This is a genomic window from Lewinella cohaerens DSM 23179 (genome assembly GCF_000379805.1).
Taxonomy (GTDB): Bacteria; Bacteroidota; Bacteroidia; order Chitinophagales; family Saprospiraceae; genus Lewinella; species Lewinella cohaerens.
This window is the reverse complement of record NZ_KB903565.1, coordinates 165,637-182,122: the sequence shown is the minus strand read 5'-3', so window position 1 is coordinate 182,122 and position 16,486 is coordinate 165,637. Positions and strand designations below refer to the sequence as shown.

General features: G+C 45.3%; 12 protein-coding genes. 2 read left to right on the top strand and 10 right to left on the bottom strand.

Annotation, left to right across the window (positions count from 1 at the left end; genetic code table 11):
- Positions 1 to 505: 505 nt before the first annotated feature.
- The 9 genes from A3EU_RS33195 to A3EU_RS0122070 form a co-directional block, all read right to left on the bottom strand.
- Positions 506 to 3,574, bottom strand: coding sequence for an ATP-binding protein (locus A3EU_RS33195; RefSeq protein WP_020538389.1), 3,069 nt, complete (start codon positions 3,572 to 3,574; stop codon positions 506 to 508).
- Positions 3,575 to 3,827: 253 nt separating this feature from the next.
- Complete coding sequence (locus tag A3EU_RS0122105) at positions 3,828 to 4,214, bottom strand: rhodanese-like domain-containing protein (protein ID WP_020538388.1); 387 nt, start codon at positions 4,212 to 4,214, stop codon at positions 3,828 to 3,830.
- A 78-nt stretch (positions 4,215 to 4,292) separates the two neighbouring features.
- The gene (locus tag A3EU_RS0122100; RefSeq protein WP_020538387.1) at positions 4,293 to 5,744 is read right to left on the bottom strand and encodes an MBL fold metallo-hydrolase; all 1,452 of its coding nucleotides are present in this window, start codon (positions 5,742 to 5,744) and stop codon (positions 4,293 to 4,295) included.
- A gap of 110 nt (positions 5,745 to 5,854) precedes the next feature.
- A complete protein-coding gene (locus A3EU_RS31410; protein ID WP_020538386.1) occupies positions 5,855 to 6,280 on the bottom strand; it encodes a PIN domain-containing protein in 426 nt (141 codons plus the stop codon).
- A gap of 3 nt (positions 6,281 to 6,283) precedes the next feature.
- The gene (locus A3EU_RS0122090; protein WP_020538385.1) at positions 6,284 to 6,493 is read right to left on the bottom strand and encodes a hypothetical protein; all 210 of its coding nucleotides are present in this window, start codon (positions 6,491 to 6,493) and stop codon (positions 6,284 to 6,286) included.
- Positions 6,494 to 6,602: 109 nt separating this feature from the next.
- Complete coding sequence (locus A3EU_RS31405) at positions 6,603 to 6,986, bottom strand: rhodanese-like domain-containing protein (RefSeq protein WP_044086366.1); 384 nt, start codon at positions 6,984 to 6,986, stop codon at positions 6,603 to 6,605.
- Between the two features lie 133 nt (positions 6,987 to 7,119).
- Positions 7,120 to 9,987, bottom strand: a complete 2,868-nt coding sequence (locus A3EU_RS0122080; RefSeq protein WP_020538383.1) for a molybdopterin-dependent oxidoreductase — start codon at positions 9,985 to 9,987, stop codon at positions 7,120 to 7,122.
- Between the two features lie 200 nt (positions 9,988 to 10,187).
- Entirely contained in the window at positions 10,188 to 11,813 is a 1,626-nt protein-coding gene (locus A3EU_RS0122075; protein WP_020538382.1) for a 4Fe-4S dicluster domain-containing protein, read from the bottom strand.
- A gap of 44 nt (positions 11,814 to 11,857) precedes the next feature.
- Entirely contained in the window at positions 11,858 to 13,276 is a 1,419-nt protein-coding gene (locus tag A3EU_RS0122070) for an MBL fold metallo-hydrolase (RefSeq protein ID WP_020538381.1), read from the bottom strand.
- Between the two features lie 264 nt (positions 13,277 to 13,540).
- On the opposite strand from A3EU_RS0122070, the gene A3EU_RS0122065 reads away from it, so the two are divergent.
- Complete coding sequence (locus tag A3EU_RS0122065) at positions 13,541 to 14,908, top strand: cytochrome ubiquinol oxidase subunit I (protein WP_020538380.1); 1,368 nt, start codon at positions 13,541 to 13,543, stop codon at positions 14,906 to 14,908.
- Positions 14,909 to 14,963: 55 nt separating this feature from the next.
- Positions 14,964 to 15,998, top strand: a complete 1,035-nt coding sequence (cydB, locus tag A3EU_RS0122060; RefSeq protein WP_020538379.1) for a cytochrome d ubiquinol oxidase subunit II — start codon at positions 14,964 to 14,966, stop codon at positions 15,996 to 15,998.
- On the opposite strand, the gene A3EU_RS0122055 is transcribed toward cydB, so the two are convergent.
- Complete coding sequence (locus A3EU_RS0122055; RefSeq protein WP_020538378.1) at positions 15,992 to 16,486, bottom strand: hypothetical protein; 495 nt, start codon at positions 16,484 to 16,486, stop codon at positions 15,992 to 15,994. The genes cydB and A3EU_RS0122055 overlap by 7 nt on opposite strands.

The window sequence follows — 16,486 nt, the reverse complement described above, 5'->3', positions numbered from 1 at the left end:
AAAAGAGGGAGAATTAGCAGTCCAATTTCAAGGCATGAAAAAGGAGATAACGCTTTAGTGGTGGCGAAGATAGTAGAGCACTATCGTAAAGCGATAAAATATGGCTAGGACAAATAGCTAGACAGGAAATACAGGAATTGTAACCTGTACAATCCTTGGAAAGGTCTTCTTCAGACTCTTTTTCCTCGACTTCTTCCGCTTGGTAAAAATAGAGTTGACCAAGTTTTGAAGATTGGTCTTTAAGAACCACCCCATCTTCTTGGCTGGAGGGGTAATAATCCGAAGTAGAAACCGCAAAGCAAACATTAGACCAAAGCAAGCAAATAGCAAAGATTGGACTGAAGACCATCGATAGTCTTATCCCAGTACCCAATTGTTTATTTACGACTTGCTTCACTCTAATTAATTAATTTCGGCATAAATGTAGATTTTTTTCAATTCCCACCAAATAAAAAAGTCATTTAAGGCAGATTGCTAACATCTCATTAACAAAGCGGTACATTCCCTACTCCTTCGGAATGGTAAAATAAAAGGTTGCACCATGCCCTGGCATAGAATCAACACTTATTTTCCCGCCGTTGCGTTCTACAATCTTCTTGCAAAGTGCTAACCCAATTCCCGTTCCAGGTATTTCATCATTATGGTGCAAACGTTGAAAAAGAGAGAAAATTTGCTCCTGAAATTCCTCTTCAATGCCTATGCCATTGTCTTTTACATAAAACCTCCAGAAGGAACCCGCCTCTTCACAACCAACATGAATTCGGGGAGCCTCTTCCGATCGATAGTTGATACTATTAAGGATTAGGTTTTGAAACAGCTGATAGGCATTAACCTTGCTAAAAGTAATTTCAGGAAACTCGTTATCAATAATAATTTCAGCCTGTTGTTCTTTCAGTAAATTTTGGTTGGCTTGTTCTATTTCTTTAATTACCCTAATAAAATTAAGAGACACCTTCTCAATATCATGCTGATCTACCTTAGTGACTCTTAGCAAATCCTCAATGGTTCGTTCCATACTTTTCACGCCATTCACAGCTAACTGGATATACTCTTTTTCATCTTTGCTCAAGCGGTCATTTGCCCTTCGGTCAAGTAACTGGACAAAACTGGCAACATTGCGTAAAGGCGATTTTAAATCATGCGAAGCTGCTCGTGCAAATTGTTCCAATTCTTCATTAGATCGGGCCAACTCGGCTACTTGTTGGTCAAGGTCAGCAGTTTTCTCTTTTACCAATAAGGTCAATATATTTTTTTGGCGAATAGAAAGATAACTGTAACCCGCTGCACCAAGTAAGCCTAATACCAGGATACTTAACAAAAACCAAAAACCTCGTCGCTGGGTAAAATGAGGGCGTATATAAAATGGCAGGCTTGCAATATTTTCACTAAACTGTCCTTTGTAATCAATAGCCTGCACCATGAATGTATAAGCTCCAGGCGAGAGATTGTGGTAGTTAACCTCACGATTAGCTGTATTTAACCAATCCTGGTCGTAACCCTCCAACCGATATCGATAACGAATTTTACCTTGACTACGGTAAGATATCCCCAAAAAAGAAAAACTTGGATTATTAGAATGGTTAGAAAGCTCAATATTATCGCCTACCATTAAATCCATTCCATCCACTTTTAAGGATTGAATTAAAACCCGAGGATATACTTCCTCCTCTGGGCCTTGCTCTAAAGGCAAACGTAGCAAACCCCTCTCGGTAGCCAATATCAATTCGTCTTGCCAAACCACCACATCTGCAATGTCTTCCGTCAGTAAGCCGTCGTTTCGATTGTAAACATTGACCGTTACCTGCCTTCGCGAAATATCAATTCCACTTGCTAAAGCCACCCCTCTGTTAGTCGCAACCCACAGGCTATCTCCAGACAGATAGAGACTGCTCACAATGGTACTGGGCAGCTGCAATAATTCATCGACGACCCAAAAATCTCCGTTTTTTAGAAAAACAAGCCCCTCTCCTTGGGTAGCCAAAGCTAAGGTGCCATCTGGTAATTCTTCAATATCATTAACCTGTACCTTAAATATCTGGCTCCGGTCCTGCCAGTAAGTGGTCATCCCATCACGATAGGAAATCAACCCGCGCGCTGTATTGTCTGTCCATATTGTTCCATCCTTGCTCACAAATGATGTATAGCCGCGACCTTCAGCTATAAGCTTGGCTTTTTTCATCACATTCTTATGTTCTCCTTCCAAACTCTCCCGCCACTCTTCCAGCAAGGTCCGTGGAACATGCATGCAACTTCCTTGCGTATTTATCAGTAGGCCGTCGTCTTTATCTACATAAAGAGACTTGATCGCCAGTTTCACCAGATATTTCAAGGAATCTCCTTCTAGCAAATACAAACCGGTATCTTTCCCTATCAGGAGCTCTCCGGTACTTAAGCTTACCATCGACATGATCCGGTCAAATATATCGTTCGAGGGCGCCTTGGATTCCACCAACATACTAGCACTATGATCCTCAGGGTTAAAAGTATAGATTCGGCCATTATACGTTCCCAGGTACAAGCTGTTGTTGTTGCCCAACAGCTTGTTAAGTCGTTGATGTTCCTCCGGCAATACCGTAGCGTAAGAAGGGATCGTTTGACGAGGATAGAAATACATTCCATTTCCCAAGGTTGTAATCCACAAATTCCCCTCTCTATCTAACATATACGAATTACAATAATCAGAAGCATACAATTGATGTTTTAGCTCCCAGGAATCATCTTCTTGCTCATAGATTCTAAGGCCGTAATTAGAATGCATAGCAAAGAGTTGATCTCCTTCCACGTTCATTTTAATCCCATTTTTTATATCTCCATCTATAAGCTTTATTTCGGCCTTTTGAGGATTCCATTCCTGAAGACCATTATCTGTAATAAAAAAATAAGCACCATCATGGTAGGCATAGACGATACCCAACACATCTCGAAAAACGGAAGGTAATAGTATAGAATCAACTACCGATTCATTATAGGTATGATAAATGTAATCCCCAGAGTAGATTAAAACCGTGTCTTGTTCGCCTTTGGTCATCGCCTGGCGAGAATAAGTCCTGGGCTTTGCGATTGATTCTGGTAATGGCTTTAACTGATAGCTGGCGTCGAGATAAAAGATATCCCTCCCATAGTTCATCCACATGCCATCCTCAGCAGAATTGATTATCTCGAAAATCGTCTTTCGAACCTGAAGTTCAGGTAAGTCAATAATTTCCTTTTCTCCATCATTGATAATACATAAAGGGCCAAAAGAGCTAACCCATAGCTTCCCTTGCTGATCCTCAACAATGCGAATAACATCATTATTGGGCAGGCCATCCCTTGTTGTCGTCACCTCAAAATCATAACCATCGTACCTGGCCATGCCTACATCCGTACCGATCCAGATAAAACCATCTTTATCTTGTTGAATATGGTAAACATCAAGTGTAGGTAAGCCGTCGTCTACGGTAAAATGGCGGGGATAAGTAGACCAAGCCTGAGCAGAAAGAGAAACCGTCACCAATTGCAGAAAGGCTACTACTAACCAACTAGAAGTAAGGATAGATAAGGAAGATAATCGTTTGTAATCCTTAGTAGACATCCTACAAAAGTACAGTTATTTATCAATTTGTTTTTCCTATCTAACAGGTATTCATAAAATAACCAGCTTACAAAAGAACAACATAATTAATCAATAAACTTCCCGTTTCCAAGCTGGACTTTCGGCGAAACACCGTAGAAGGACACAGGCTACTTTTCACCCTTGAGACGATCACCGTAGATAATCCCTTTACAGCTTTAACTAACCCGGAAAGGGCAGCTATACAAAATGCCGAAAGCCAAGCTTTAAACCCTTATTTTGCACGAAGCCAAGCACCATAGCCTCCCTGCAGGTTATAAAGTTTTGTAAAACCTAATTCTGCCATTTTACCACAGGCCATTCCACTGCGGTTACCGCTACGACAATAAACGAGGTAAGCTTTATCCTTGGAAAGTTTATTTACTTCCTCCATAAAGTTACCTGCCAATACGTTGATGGCTTTGGCGCCTTTGATTTTGCCTTCTGCAATTTCACCTGGCTGGCGGACATCTAGAATAACGGCATTCGGCTCCTTGCTCAAACCAATAAATGTGCTGGCATCAATATTTTCATACTTGCCGCGGCTATTAAACTGTTGCATAAATTTCTGGAATAATATAACCACCAGTACGGCGATTATGGCGATAAAAAAATAACTCATTGTTCTTTTTTAAAAATGTACGGCATTGTATTTTATAACAATGCCGTACTGAAAACCTATAAAATCACCCATATTTCTTTACAGAACGGCTGCTACCGCCTGATCAATCGTTTCTTGTGTAAGTGTACTCGGACAAGCATAGTTTGTCACAGGCACTGGGCTCGCCTCAATAGCACGCCAGCCTTTCTGCACATCTACCAAATTCCGGAATCCACGAGCCTGAAGAATAGAAGCAAAAATCATCGAGCGATATCCTCCTAAACAGTGTAGGTAGTAGGTCGATTGACGATCTAGTCGTTCCATATTCTTGTTCAAGTAATCCAGTGGGAAATTTGTTGCTTCTTCTGCATGTTGTGCCAGGTATTCAGTGGGTTTGCGCACATCGAGTAGTTCCCCCTTCAAGCCTTCTGCCAATTGCTCCGCTAATTCATCGGCGGTAATGCTTTCGATAGCATCTACTTCTTTGCCAGCTTTGGTCCAAGCTTCGAGGCCTCCAGCCAGATACCCAAGAGTATTATCATAGCCAACACGTGCTAGGCGGGTCACCACTTCTTCTTCCCGCCCCTCTGGCGTGATCAGAATAATGGGCTGCTTAATATCTGTGATCAAGGCCCCCACCCAAGGGGCAAAGCTGCCATCAATCCCAATAAAAATTGAATTAGGTACGTGAGCTTTCGCAAACTCATCTTGGTGGCGAGTATCCAACATCAGAGCTTCTTCGCTTTCTGCCAAGGCTTCAAATGCTTCGGGTGTAAGGGCTACAGCTCCTGTTTTCAATACATCGTCGAAGCTATCATACCCCGCTTTATTCATCATCGCATTCTTAGCGAAATACTGCGGGGGAGGAAGCAAACCTGAAGTCACCTCCTCTACAAATTCTTCTTTGGTCATATCTACACGCAAGGCGTAGTTCGTCGCTTTTTGGTCTCCCAAATAGCCCCAAGTATCGGTACTCAGGTTCTTTCCACAAGCCGAACCGGCACCGTGGCCAGGATAGACAATCACTTTGTCATCTAACGGCATAATTTTGGTGCGCAGGCTCTCGAAAAGCATCTCCGCCAAATCTTCTTTAGTGATTTCACCTTGCTTGATGGCCAAATCAGGACGACCAACATCTCCTAAAAAGAGCGTGTCTCCAGAGAAAAGAGCATAGTCTTCTCCAGCTTCGTTGCGAAGCAGATAAGTGGTACTTTCCAAGGTATGTCCAGGGGTATGCAACACCTTAAAGGTCAATGCGCCTACTTTCAGCTCTTCGCCGTCTTTGGCACTGTAGATATCATAAGTAGTTGCCGCTTGAGGACCATAAACAATCTTAGCACCCGTTTTCTTCGCCAAGTCCAGGTGACCTGAAACAAAATCAGCGTGAAAGTGCGTCTCAAAAATGTACTTCAACTTAACGCCAGCTTCCGCCAGCTTATCCAGGTAAGGTTGGGTTTCCCGTAAAGGGTCAATGATAACCGCTTCGCCTTGACTCTCGATATAGTAAGCTCCTTGTGCCAGACAACCGGTATATATTTGTTCTACTTGCATGATTCGTAATTATTAAGATTTGCTAGTTTCTGATTACGAATACAAAACAACGGCCTTTTGGGGAGCTAGTCAGTGACGGGGATCACATGTGCGATTTTTTTTTAGAAATATCACTCCTTCAACTTTTGTAGCTTTTCAACTTCCTTCAGAAAATCCTTAGTCCTAATAATTTGAACAGGAGGAAACCCAATGTCTTTCAATACATTAAAATGCTTATCATCTGTTACTAAAAAACTAGCTCTACCGTTGAGAGCACAGTCTACAAACTTATTATCATCTGCATCCTGTGATATAATTGACCATTTAAAATAAACCTTTACTTTTTCTACAGAGGGTGAACTCATTAATAAATCACTGGCATTATCAGCAACAATGGCATTGGTTCTTTGCCCAATGATTTCCACATATTCATTTATTATATCGTTGGTAATTAGAAGAGTTATCACTCCGTTAAGTAACGCGTCAAAAATTGGTCGATATTTTGATTTACTGCCAATACTTACCAATAAACTATTCGTATCTAAGACAACTCGCATTCTTTAGTTATTTCCTTCCAACCAATTATCCATTGTCTCATCGCTCCAATTATTTTCGTCCCATAGACGATCCATTTCATTAGATGCTTTCTTTGCAAAATAATTTGATAATATCTGCCTCACATCGTTCAACTCTTCTTCCGATAAATCTAAACTAAAAAGCTTCATCAACTCTAACTGCAAGTTTGTCAACGGCTTATTTATAACACTCATCTGATTTTTATTTATTTAGAGTTACTCTATCAATAATAGGTTTTTTCCCTCATAAAAACAAGACTATATTTTTTTACTTACTTATCACCTAATGCATTACTACTTCTTATTAGATCAAATCTCCCCTCACCAACGCCCCATCCCCACAATCATCTATCCAAGCCTTCAATCCGCCATCCAAATTATAGACCTTCTCAAACCCACCATTTTTCATCAAAGTGCAGACACGGGTACTCCGGCGGCAAGTATTGCAATACACCAAATAAGGTTCATCTTTGGGCAGCTTTCGCACATATTCCCAAAAAGAGGCTTCTAAATAATCAACATTTACTGCCTTCGGTAAGCGCACCATACTATACTCCTTCGGTTGCCGGCAATCAATGACCATCATACCAGGGTGTGCCGCCAGTAGTTCAATAGCCTCTTTTGCCTTCACGTTATGTAATTGGGTCTTCAGCTGATCCCAGCGCTTGATCTTACAATCCTCACTCATAGGCGTCATTAAATTTCAACAGCTAACTACTTCAGTTTTGAACCACCAAAGGCACTTAAGTTTTTTTTACCACATAGAAACTATGTGCCCATGTGATAAAAGCACTCCCTAATGTGTCTATGTGATAAAAAAACTACTCTCCCCCTGGATCATCCAAGTAGTACATCTCTTCCTGTGGTCGCAGCGGCCGCTTAAACCACAACGGCCGGCGCAGTCCTCCAGGTCCCGGTGCCGGACGCGTCATCTTCAACCATTCCTTATAATTTTCGTGCGCCTTGGCAGTATCCACAAAGATGTCGCCGTAGTTGTCATCAGCATGGGGGCGTTCGACAAGCACCCGCTGGTGCCAGCAGTGCATGCCACTGATCGGATCAGGGTGTACAGCATGAGTAATATTTTGGTGTACCCCACCGTCTGTCCAAAAAATACGCTTGCTATCGGCATCTTTACTATCAAAGGGCTTCACACCGGAAAGGGTCGACATTTTCCAGCCGCCTTTGCCATCGTGGTTGATGTTTACCGTATTGGTAGCCCAGCGGTTACCGGCATCCTGCCTACGGCGCCAGCGCCCCAGGTGATGCGAACAGGCAATTACACCCGGCTTCATCCCTTGGGTTACCCATACTTTATCCACAAAATAGCCAATATCAGTATTCAGTCGCACCAAATCACCCGTCCGAAAACCCCAACGGCTAGCATCCTCCGGGTGCATCCAGATAGGATTGCGGTTGGATATTTCTGTCAACCACTTCGCATTACCCGACCGCGAGTGAATCAACGTTGGTAAACGGAAGGTCGGCACCAGACAGTACTCGCCCTTCTCTTTGTCCAAGGTGTCCGGGTGAATATGACTCTTAATGTAGGTAGGCGTAGCATATTCAGGCCAACCCCAATCGACCATGGTCTGTGAATAAAACTCGTTCTTTCGCGAAGGTGTCGGGAAGCCTACTACGGCTTTGCCATCCACATATACGCCTATCGTTTTATCATTTTTCTTGATCAGGTCCGTCCCTTCTTCGGTTACACTTCCTTCAAGTTGTTCTGGGGTCAGTTCAGTGATATGCTTCGAGTAGCTGTGCTTCTCTACCTCAAAGGCACCGTATTTACGCATATAATCCAGCTCGGTCAAGCCTTCCTTCTTCGCTGTTTCAGACAGCCCTTTGGTACGTTCAAAAATGTACTGATAATATTCATCAATAGTGATCTTCTCTCCTTTGCGGTAAGGCGACAAAAAGTGCTCGCGCACACCCAAGCTTCCGTCAGGGTCGATCCGCCAGCTCAATTCAATCCAGAATTCGTCTTCTTCCCATACTTCGCCAGGATTCACTTCGTAGGTGAATTCCACGTTTTTACCGGCCCGCCGTGCAGCTTCACGCAGTACGGGTTGCCTGAAGGCTATCCACATACCCGAGTGAGTCGCATAGCTATTCAGGTCATGCCGTTCAGCAGAGTGCCCCATCGGCAATACATAATCGGCAAAGAAAGCCGTCTCGTTCCAGGTAGGCGTCAACGCGATGTGCATGTTCACCAAATCCTTATCCATCAAGGCTTCCATCCAACTGAAGCCGTCGGGATAGGTCCACACGGGGTTGAACACCCTGGTGAAATACACATCCATCTTTCCTCTGCCTTCCTTCAAGAAGTGGGGCAGTAAAAAGCTCATCTCAAAGAAAGAGAGCGGATACTCATTGGGAAAATGCAACTCATTCCAGAACTTCTGTCCCGGAGGCGTCGTGACAAACTGCGGCGAAAACTTGTTCCAGCTGTTCGGCGAAGTACCTCCTTTAGTCCCTACGCTTCCGGTCAGTACGGTCAGAAAGTGCAGCGCACGCGACACGCACCAGCCACCCAAATTCCCACTGGCAGCACTCCGCCAATTATGAGAGGCAAACTGCTCTCCGGCGGCACCAATGGCCCGCGCTACTTCTTCTACCCTCTCGGCCGGCACACCACTCTCCTGCTCCGCGAAAGCGGGCGTGTACTCGGCGTATTCTTCCCGCATCTTCTCGATGTAAGTCTCAAAGGTCAGCGGTGCCTCTGGATGACGTGCTTGCAGATAAGCCCGCCAATTGGTCCAGTTTTCCAAAAACGGACGATTGTACAACCCTTCGTCCAGGATAATTTTTGCCATCGCCAACATCACCGCCGCTTCTGAGCCCGGATAGGTAGGCAGCCAATAATCCGACATACTAGCCGTATTCGACAAGCGCGGATCCATGGTGGCCAGCTTAGCCCCCTTCATCTTGGCTTCAATAATACGCTGAGCATGCGGATTAAAGTAGTGACCACTCTCTAGGTGGGCAGAAATCAGAAGGATAAACTTGGCATTGGCATGGTCTGGCGAGGGCCGATCATAACCGTACCAAATATTGTAACCAAAGCGAGCACCCGACGAGCAGATGTTCGTATGGCTGTTGTGTCCATCTACTCCCCAGGCCTGTATCACCCGGTTGGCATAGCCTTCGTGTCCGGGGCGCCCCACATGGTAGGCCACTTCATTGTTTCGTTTTTCTTGCAGCGCTTTGCGTATCCGTCCTGCAATATCATCCAGCACCTCGTCCCAGCTCACGCGTTCCCACTTGCCCTCGCCGCGTTCACCTACGCGCTTCAGAGGATACAAGATGCGGTCGGGGTCAGTAATTTGGTTGATCGTCGCTGGCCCTTTAGCACAATTCCGCCCCCGGCTGCCCGGATGGTGAGGATTGCCTTCAAATTTGCGAATTTCATGGCTGTCTTTGTCTACATAAGCCGTTAATCCACAAGCACTTTCGCAGTTAAAGCAGGTCGTTGGCACTATCGTATAGTTGCGTTTTACCCGCTTGGGGTGCTCCGTTGCTTCATACTCCGTCCAGTCGTCCCACTGCTCCATCGGCGGAAATTGGGTAAGTTCACCTTCCGGAGCAATACGTTCCAAATCCGGGTTCCGGTTTTGTTGCAAATCAGGAATTAGGCCCAACTTTTCGGCCATCCTTTCTATAAAACTTGGTTGCTTATTGGTCATGCTTCTTATTTTTCTTTTTGGGCGCATCCCTTCGGGTCGCTCCCTTCTGGGGTTCGCCTTGCTCCGCCCCGCCATTTCATGGGCGTGGCCCTTCACTTCGTTCGGGCCCTCCAGGCAGCTTGCGCGTTTTTGGAACTACCTCCTCCGACGCTATATCCCGCTGGCGGGATCAATTCGCAGAATTGAGGGTGGTGAGTACCCTAGCTCAACGAAATCCGCTGTGGCGCTTCCACCCATATTTTTTCAGTGAAATAAATACCAGCTAGTACCATTATACCTGCCAAAGCTATCATCATCTGGCTAGCCCCCATCAGCAATAGCACTAGTGGAATAATATTACCCAGCAGTACTGCTCCCAGGTAAAAGGTTCTTGCATAGCGACCTTTCGTTATCATCTTTACCACTTCGTGGGCCGCAACGGTAGGGTGCGTCATCGTCAATTCTACTACCATCGTCAGTAGGTTCACCCCAATTCCCACAGCCATTACCGTTGCCAGGAAGTCGGTCCACCCCAAGCTGTCACTGGTCAGTAAAGCAACCAGCGCTAAGGCTGCTGCGCCTGCCATAAAGCTATGTACCAACATATGGATAGCCAGCGTCGGGCTCTGCCAAAAATCACGGCCTTTGGCCTGCCCAAACAGAAATGCCGTGTACACAGCTACCACAATCGCCACGGCAGCGGTAATCCAGGTCGCTATTTCATTTAGGCTTTCCCATCCGAAAAATAGTCCAACCATCAACAGTGTCAACAAGCCGCCATAAACGGTAATCGTGTACCCACCTTTAACCAGCCAAGACCCCCAATGTGGCCGCAGCAATACGTAAAGGAAGCGCTTTGGCTGGTCCAAATCCATAACCAGTAATAAACCGGTCAACGACAAGAACACCAAGCCCAGTCCGTAGGCCCACCACTGCGTAGCTGTAGTAGGTACTGCATCACCGAAAAACGTTGCCAAAAAGAGCACCAGCAGTACACCTGCCGAAATTGCCTTGGTCCATACGTAACCCGATACTTCCCAGCCCCAAAGAATTCCTTTGTTTGGGGTGTCGTATACCCGGCGGGCTTCTTTGCCCATCAGTACTTCTACCGATTTTTTGGGACCATCCTTGGCTACTTCTCCCGCATTGGTGTATTGGTTATTGGCTTCCAGTACAGCTGCTATCACATCACCATTGCTAAAGGCCAGCTTTTCGGCTTCTTTTGCAAAATGCCCTACGCCCGTTGTTTGCGAATTCCAAAGATATTTCCCTGTATCCACTGTTGCCGATGGGTTCAGCGACGCTTCATCCGCATCAATATAAAACAGGTTAGGCTGAGTACCTTTCTCAGGTTTTCGAACTTTCACGGCTTGGCGAGCCAGCAACTGGGCTATCTCCGAACCAGCGTCTTCCATATCACCAGAGATGATCGCATGCTCTGGACATACATTTACACATGCAGGTTCCAGGCCTACATCTATGCGGTGGGCGCAGTAATTACACTTGGCCGCTGTACTTGTTTCCGGATCAATGTAGAGGGCATCATAAGGGCAGGCCTGCATACAAGATTTACACCCGATGCAGCGATCTTTATCAAAATCTACAATGCCATCTTCTCTCACAAAGAGTGCCTCCGTCGGGCAAATTTCCACACAGGGTGCATCTGTACAATGGTTGCAACGCATCACCGAAAACAAGCGCCGAGAATCGGGAAACTCACCCTTTTCGACTTGTTTTACCCACGTACGATTGACACCCACGGGTACATTGTGCTCCGATTTACAGGCCGTAGTACAAGCATGACAACCAATACATTTCCGATTGTCTATGACAAAACCATATTTCATAAATTTTCTTTTTTGCTAAAAGCTTAGAAACAGCATCGAATTCGTTAGGCGTTCACTTGGGTGGTTGGGCAAACAAAGTCAGTCACCTCCATTCCTGCTTTCCCAAAATCTTCAAACTTATCTTGCACGTTGATGAGGTTCTTAAAGCCCCGCGCTCGCAGGATAGAGGCCGCGATTGTAGATCGATAACCACTGCGGCAGTGTATATGATAAGTTTGCTTCGGATCGATAGCCCCCATGTGGTTGTTCAGAAAATCCAAAGGAAAATGCTGGGCACCTTCCAGGTGCTCTCCCGACCATTCGCCGGGCTTGCGCACATCCAGGATGTGAATTTCTCCTGCTTGTTGTTGCTTCGCAAACTCCGCTCCCGTGATGCTTTCAATTTCGTCTACTTCCTTTCCTGCTTTTTTCCATGCTGCCATTCCTCCTTCAAGGTAGCCCAGGGTGTTATCGTAACCTACTCGCGCGAGGCGCTTTACGGCTTCGGCCTCCTGACCTTCTGGAGCAACCAGTAAAATCGGCTGCTGCAAATCAGCAATCAATGCACCTACCCAAGGCGCAAAACTGCCATCCAAACCTATAAAAATCGAATTGGGGATAAAGCTCTGTACAAAATCTTCGCGGTTGCGCACATCCAAAACCAACGCATCGGTACTCTCTGCAACGGCTTCAAATTCTCGCGGATTCAAAGGGTTAGCACCTTTTTCCATCACCTCGTCAATACTTTCGTAGCCGGTTTTATTAAGCTTTGCATTTTTAGCAAAATACTGAGGAGGAGGTAGCAAGCCATCTGTTACTTCCTTGATAAACTCCTCTTTGGTCATGTCCGCACGCAGGGCGTAGTTCGATTCTTTTTGCTCCCCCAGGGTACTCCACGTTTCTGAGCTCATGTTTTTACCACAAGCTGAACCAGCACCATGTGCAGGGTAGACAATCGTCTCGTCAGGCAAGGTCATAATTTTATTCCTCAGGCTATCGTATAACCATCCTGCTAGGTCTTCCTTCGTTAGGCTTCCTTTCTTTTGAGCCAGATCAGGGCGCCCTACATCACCAATAAATAATGTATCACCGGTAAAGACAGCGTGCTCTTTCCCATTGGCATCCAGCAATAGATAACTTGTGCTCTCTGGCGTATGCCCAGGGGTATGTAAAACCCGGAAGGTGAGCGCTCCTACTTTGAATTCTTCTCCGTCAGTAGCAAGGTGCTTCTCATAAGTTGTATCAGCAGTAGGACCATAAACAATTACTGCCCCCGTCTTCTTTGCTAGATCCAGATGCCCCGAGACAAAGTCGGCATGAAAGTGAGTCTCAAAAATATATTTGATCTTGGCACCATTCTTTTTGGCACGTTCCAAATAGGGCTGTGTTTCTCGTAAAGGGTCAATAATAACTGCTTCGCCTTCACTTTCTACATAATAAGCTCCCTGGGCCAAGCATCCTGTATAAATTTGCTCAATAATCATTCTTTCTCTATTTTCTTTTGACAAAACAGCTAGTTGCCGGATAAAAGTATGAAAATGTGTTCATATATTAAAGTGTCCCGGTGTTCCTTTTTTCTAATCGTGATCCTGATCACTCAGAAAGTCAAGTTTTTTCAGGTATTTTACATTCTATATAGAATGGCTCTAAACAAGAAAAAAAACCTTAAAAGGTGCTATTAAAGCGTTGCTCTATGCTGTTTAAACTAATAGAACTAACGAATTCTTAACCGCTCAAAACAAGTGCTGATGGACGTTGAAATTCTTTCCCGACTCCAGTTTGCCTTTACCATCTCTTTTCACTACATCTACCCTCCACTCAGTATTGGGCTAGGCCTGATTATGGTAATCATGGAGGGGCAGTATCTCCGCACCGGTGACAAAATTTACGAGACGATGGCTCGTTTTTGGACGAAAATTTTCGCACTCACCTTTGGTATTGGTGTTGCTACGGGCATTGTCATGGAATTTGAGTTTGGCACCAACTGGGCGACCTATTCCCGCTACGTCGGTGATGTTTTTGGTAGCGCGCTTGCCGCCGAGGGCATTTTTGCTTTTGCCCTAGAGAGTGGCTTCCTCGGCGTCTTGCTTTTTGGGTGGAATCGGGTGAGTTCCAAGGTTCACTTCATTGCTACGCTGGGTGTTTGGCTGGGTTCCATGTTCTCGGCAGTATGGATTGTGGTGGCCAACAGCTGGCAACAAACCCCGGCAGGCTATCACATTGTAGGAGAAGGGATGGAAGCCCGGGCAGAGATTACCGATTTCTGGGCCATGGTCTTCAACCCTTCTAGTGTCGATCGCCTTTCTCACGTATGGATTGGAGCTTTTCTGGCAGGGGCCTTTCTCGTAATGAGTGTCCATGCTTATTACCTTCTGAAAGGGCGGCATGTGGAATTATCTAAGAAAGCGTTCAAGATTGCGCTGGGTGTCGCTACCGTTTTTTCGCTGGCGCAGTTATTTACCGGACACCGCTCAGCTGATGGTGTCGCTGTAAATCAACCTGCCAAGCTGGCGGCGCTAGAAGGCCACTTCGATACGTTAGCACCCGCAGACATGTACTTAGTCGGCTGGGTAGATAAAGAAAAACAACAAGTGACGGGCCTCAAAATCCCAGGCGGACTCAGTTTTCTTACCCACTTTGACTTCGACGCCCCCGTAACAGGGCTCAATGCCTTCCCGGAAGAAGATCGCCCGGGGGCACTCAATGCCATTTTTCAGTTTTACCACCTGATGATCGCCATTGGAATGGCCCTTATCGGCCTCACACTCTACGCTTCGTGGCAATGGTGGCGTGGCAAGCTTTTCGAACACCGCTGGCTACTCACCATTTTTGCTTGGGCGGTACTGCTCCCCCAANTGGCCAATCAGGTAGGTTGGTTTGCTGCCGAAATGGGCCGACAGCCTTGGGTGGTGTATGGCCACTTGCGCACCTCCGATGCCTTATCCAAAGTTGTAACAGCCAATCAGGTCCTCTTTTCACTTATTATGTTTAGCATTGTTTATCTATTGCTTTTCGCTCTTTTTATCTACCTCCTCAACAAGAAGATCAAACACGGCCCCGACGACCAAGACCTCATAGATCAACGACCAAAACAAAAGGCCATGATTGATGGGTAATCAGTGATGCTATACACCTTCTATTCCAATAACAACAATTCTAATTCCTTTCCTTATGGCAACTTTTCTTGGCTTTGATTATCCCACGTTATGGTTTTTGGTAGTAGGAGCCGTCTTCTCCGGCTATGCTATTCTTGATGGTTTTGATCTTGGTGCCGGTGCCTGGCATTTGTTTTTCCGTAAGGAACAAAGTCGCCGGATTGCCCTCAACGCCATTGGCCCCGTGTGGGACGGCAACGAGGTATGGCTGGTCATTGGCGGCGGCGCACTTTTCGCAGGTTTCCCGCACGTTTACGCTACCCTTTTTTCGGCCATGTACATTCCGTTTATGTTGTTTCTCCTATTTTTGATTCTCCGCGCTATCAGTATCGAATTCCGGAGTAAGGAACCCATGCTGTGGTGGCGAAAAACCTGGGATATTACCTACAGTGTAGCCAGTATTACCTTGGCAATAGCACTAGGGGTTGTATTGGGCAATGTATTGCAAGGGATGCCCATCGGAGCAGACAAAGAATACTCCGGCGACTGGTTGGCCTTTCTCAATCCTTATGCTATTTTAATGGGACTTACTACGCTGGCCTTATTCATGATGCACGGTGCCATCTACCTATTGATGAAAACAGAGGGGCGACTGTACGCCAAACTCACCATATTGCTCAAGCGAGGTATTATTGCCTTCGTTATTTTGTTCAGTATTACCAGTCTCTACACTTTGATTTATATCCCGCATTTATCCGATGATTTCCGTGGGACCCCGGCATTGTTTATCGTTCCTATTCTAGCTTTTTTGAGTATCGCCAACATCCCTCGTTTGGCCAGCAAGCGCAAGTTTCGGCAAGCCTTTTTCTTTTCGGCACTTAGCATCGCTTTTTTGCTCGTCTTGGTAGCCATCGAAGTCTACCCAACCATTCTTCTATCAACTACTGATCCGGCTTATAGCCTGGATGTATACAATGCCGCTTCTTCAGAGAAATCGCTGGGTATCATGTTGCTTTTTGCCGCAATTGGGATACCGCTTGTCAGTGGTTATACTTTTTTCGTTTACAAAACTTTTGCCGGAAAAGTGGAACTAGATGAGACCAGCTATTGATGAGTTTCTTCAATTAACTGCCCCTTGCGTTTTTCTTTTATTAGCGAATCCACTTTAAATTCTATTTCTTCTCGGACATTGTTGAATATTTCTTCATTTAATTCTACCTCAGGATTAATACTCAATTTTATTCCGCTCAAGGCGAAATACCCTCCGATAAACACCAATAATCCTATAAAAACAAGTCGAGCTTTATACCTTTTTTCTTTCTTTAGTGTATGTGCAAACTCCATGTTTGCCATCGTTTCACCTGCTTCTTTCAAAGCTAAAACTCCTTCTATTTGCTCATATCCTTCAGTCGTTAAATAATACGCATCGTCTGTTTTATCAAATTCAACCAGCTCTTTGGTTACTAAAAAATCTAGAAGCAATTGTATTTCTCTTTCCTCCAACTTTTCTTTTACAGAAATCTCACCCCTAGGGAAGCACTGACCCTCTGATGCATAAATTTCCAATAGGATTTTTTCGTATTTGGCTTCTAATTCCAT

Bases quoted from the DNA above. Each gene is read 5' to 3' on its own strand.
- A3EU_RS33195 (WP_020538389.1), bottom strand. From the start codon at position 3,574: ATGTCTACTAAGGATTACAAACGATTATCTTCCTTATCTATCCTTACT.
- A3EU_RS0122105 (WP_020538388.1), bottom strand. From the start codon at position 4,214: ATGAGTTATTTTTTTATCGCCATAATCGCCGTACTGGTGGTTATATTA.
- A3EU_RS0122100 (WP_020538387.1), bottom strand. From the start codon at position 5,744: ATGCAAGTAGAACAAATATATACCGGTTGTCTGGCACAAGGAGCTTAC.
- A3EU_RS31410 (WP_020538386.1), bottom strand. From the start codon at position 6,280: ATGCGAGTTGTCTTAGATACGAATAGTTTATTGGTAAGTATTGGCAGT.
- A3EU_RS0122090 (WP_020538385.1), bottom strand. From the start codon at position 6,493: ATGAGTGTTATAAATAAGCCGTTGACAAACTTGCAGTTAGAGTTGATG.
- A3EU_RS31405 (WP_044086366.1), bottom strand. From the start codon at position 6,986: ATGAGTGAGGATTGTAAGATCAAGCGCTGGGATCAGCTGAAGACCCAA.
- A3EU_RS0122080 (WP_020538383.1), bottom strand. From the start codon at position 9,987: ATGACCAATAAGCAACCAAGTTTTATAGAAAGGATGGCCGAAAAGTTG.
- A3EU_RS0122075 (WP_020538382.1), bottom strand. From the start codon at position 11,813: ATGAAATATGGTTTTGTCATAGACAATCGGAAATGTATTGGTTGTCAT.
- A3EU_RS0122070 (WP_020538381.1), bottom strand. From the start codon at position 13,276: ATGATTATTGAGCAAATTTATACAGGATGCTTGGCCCAGGGAGCTTAT.
- cydB (WP_020538379.1), top strand. From the start codon at position 14,964: ATGGCAACTTTTCTTGGCTTTGATTATCCCACGTTATGGTTTTTGGTA.
- A3EU_RS0122055 (WP_020538378.1), bottom strand. From the start codon at position 16,486: ATGGAATTAGAAGCCAAATACGAAAAAATCCTATTGGAAATTTATGCA.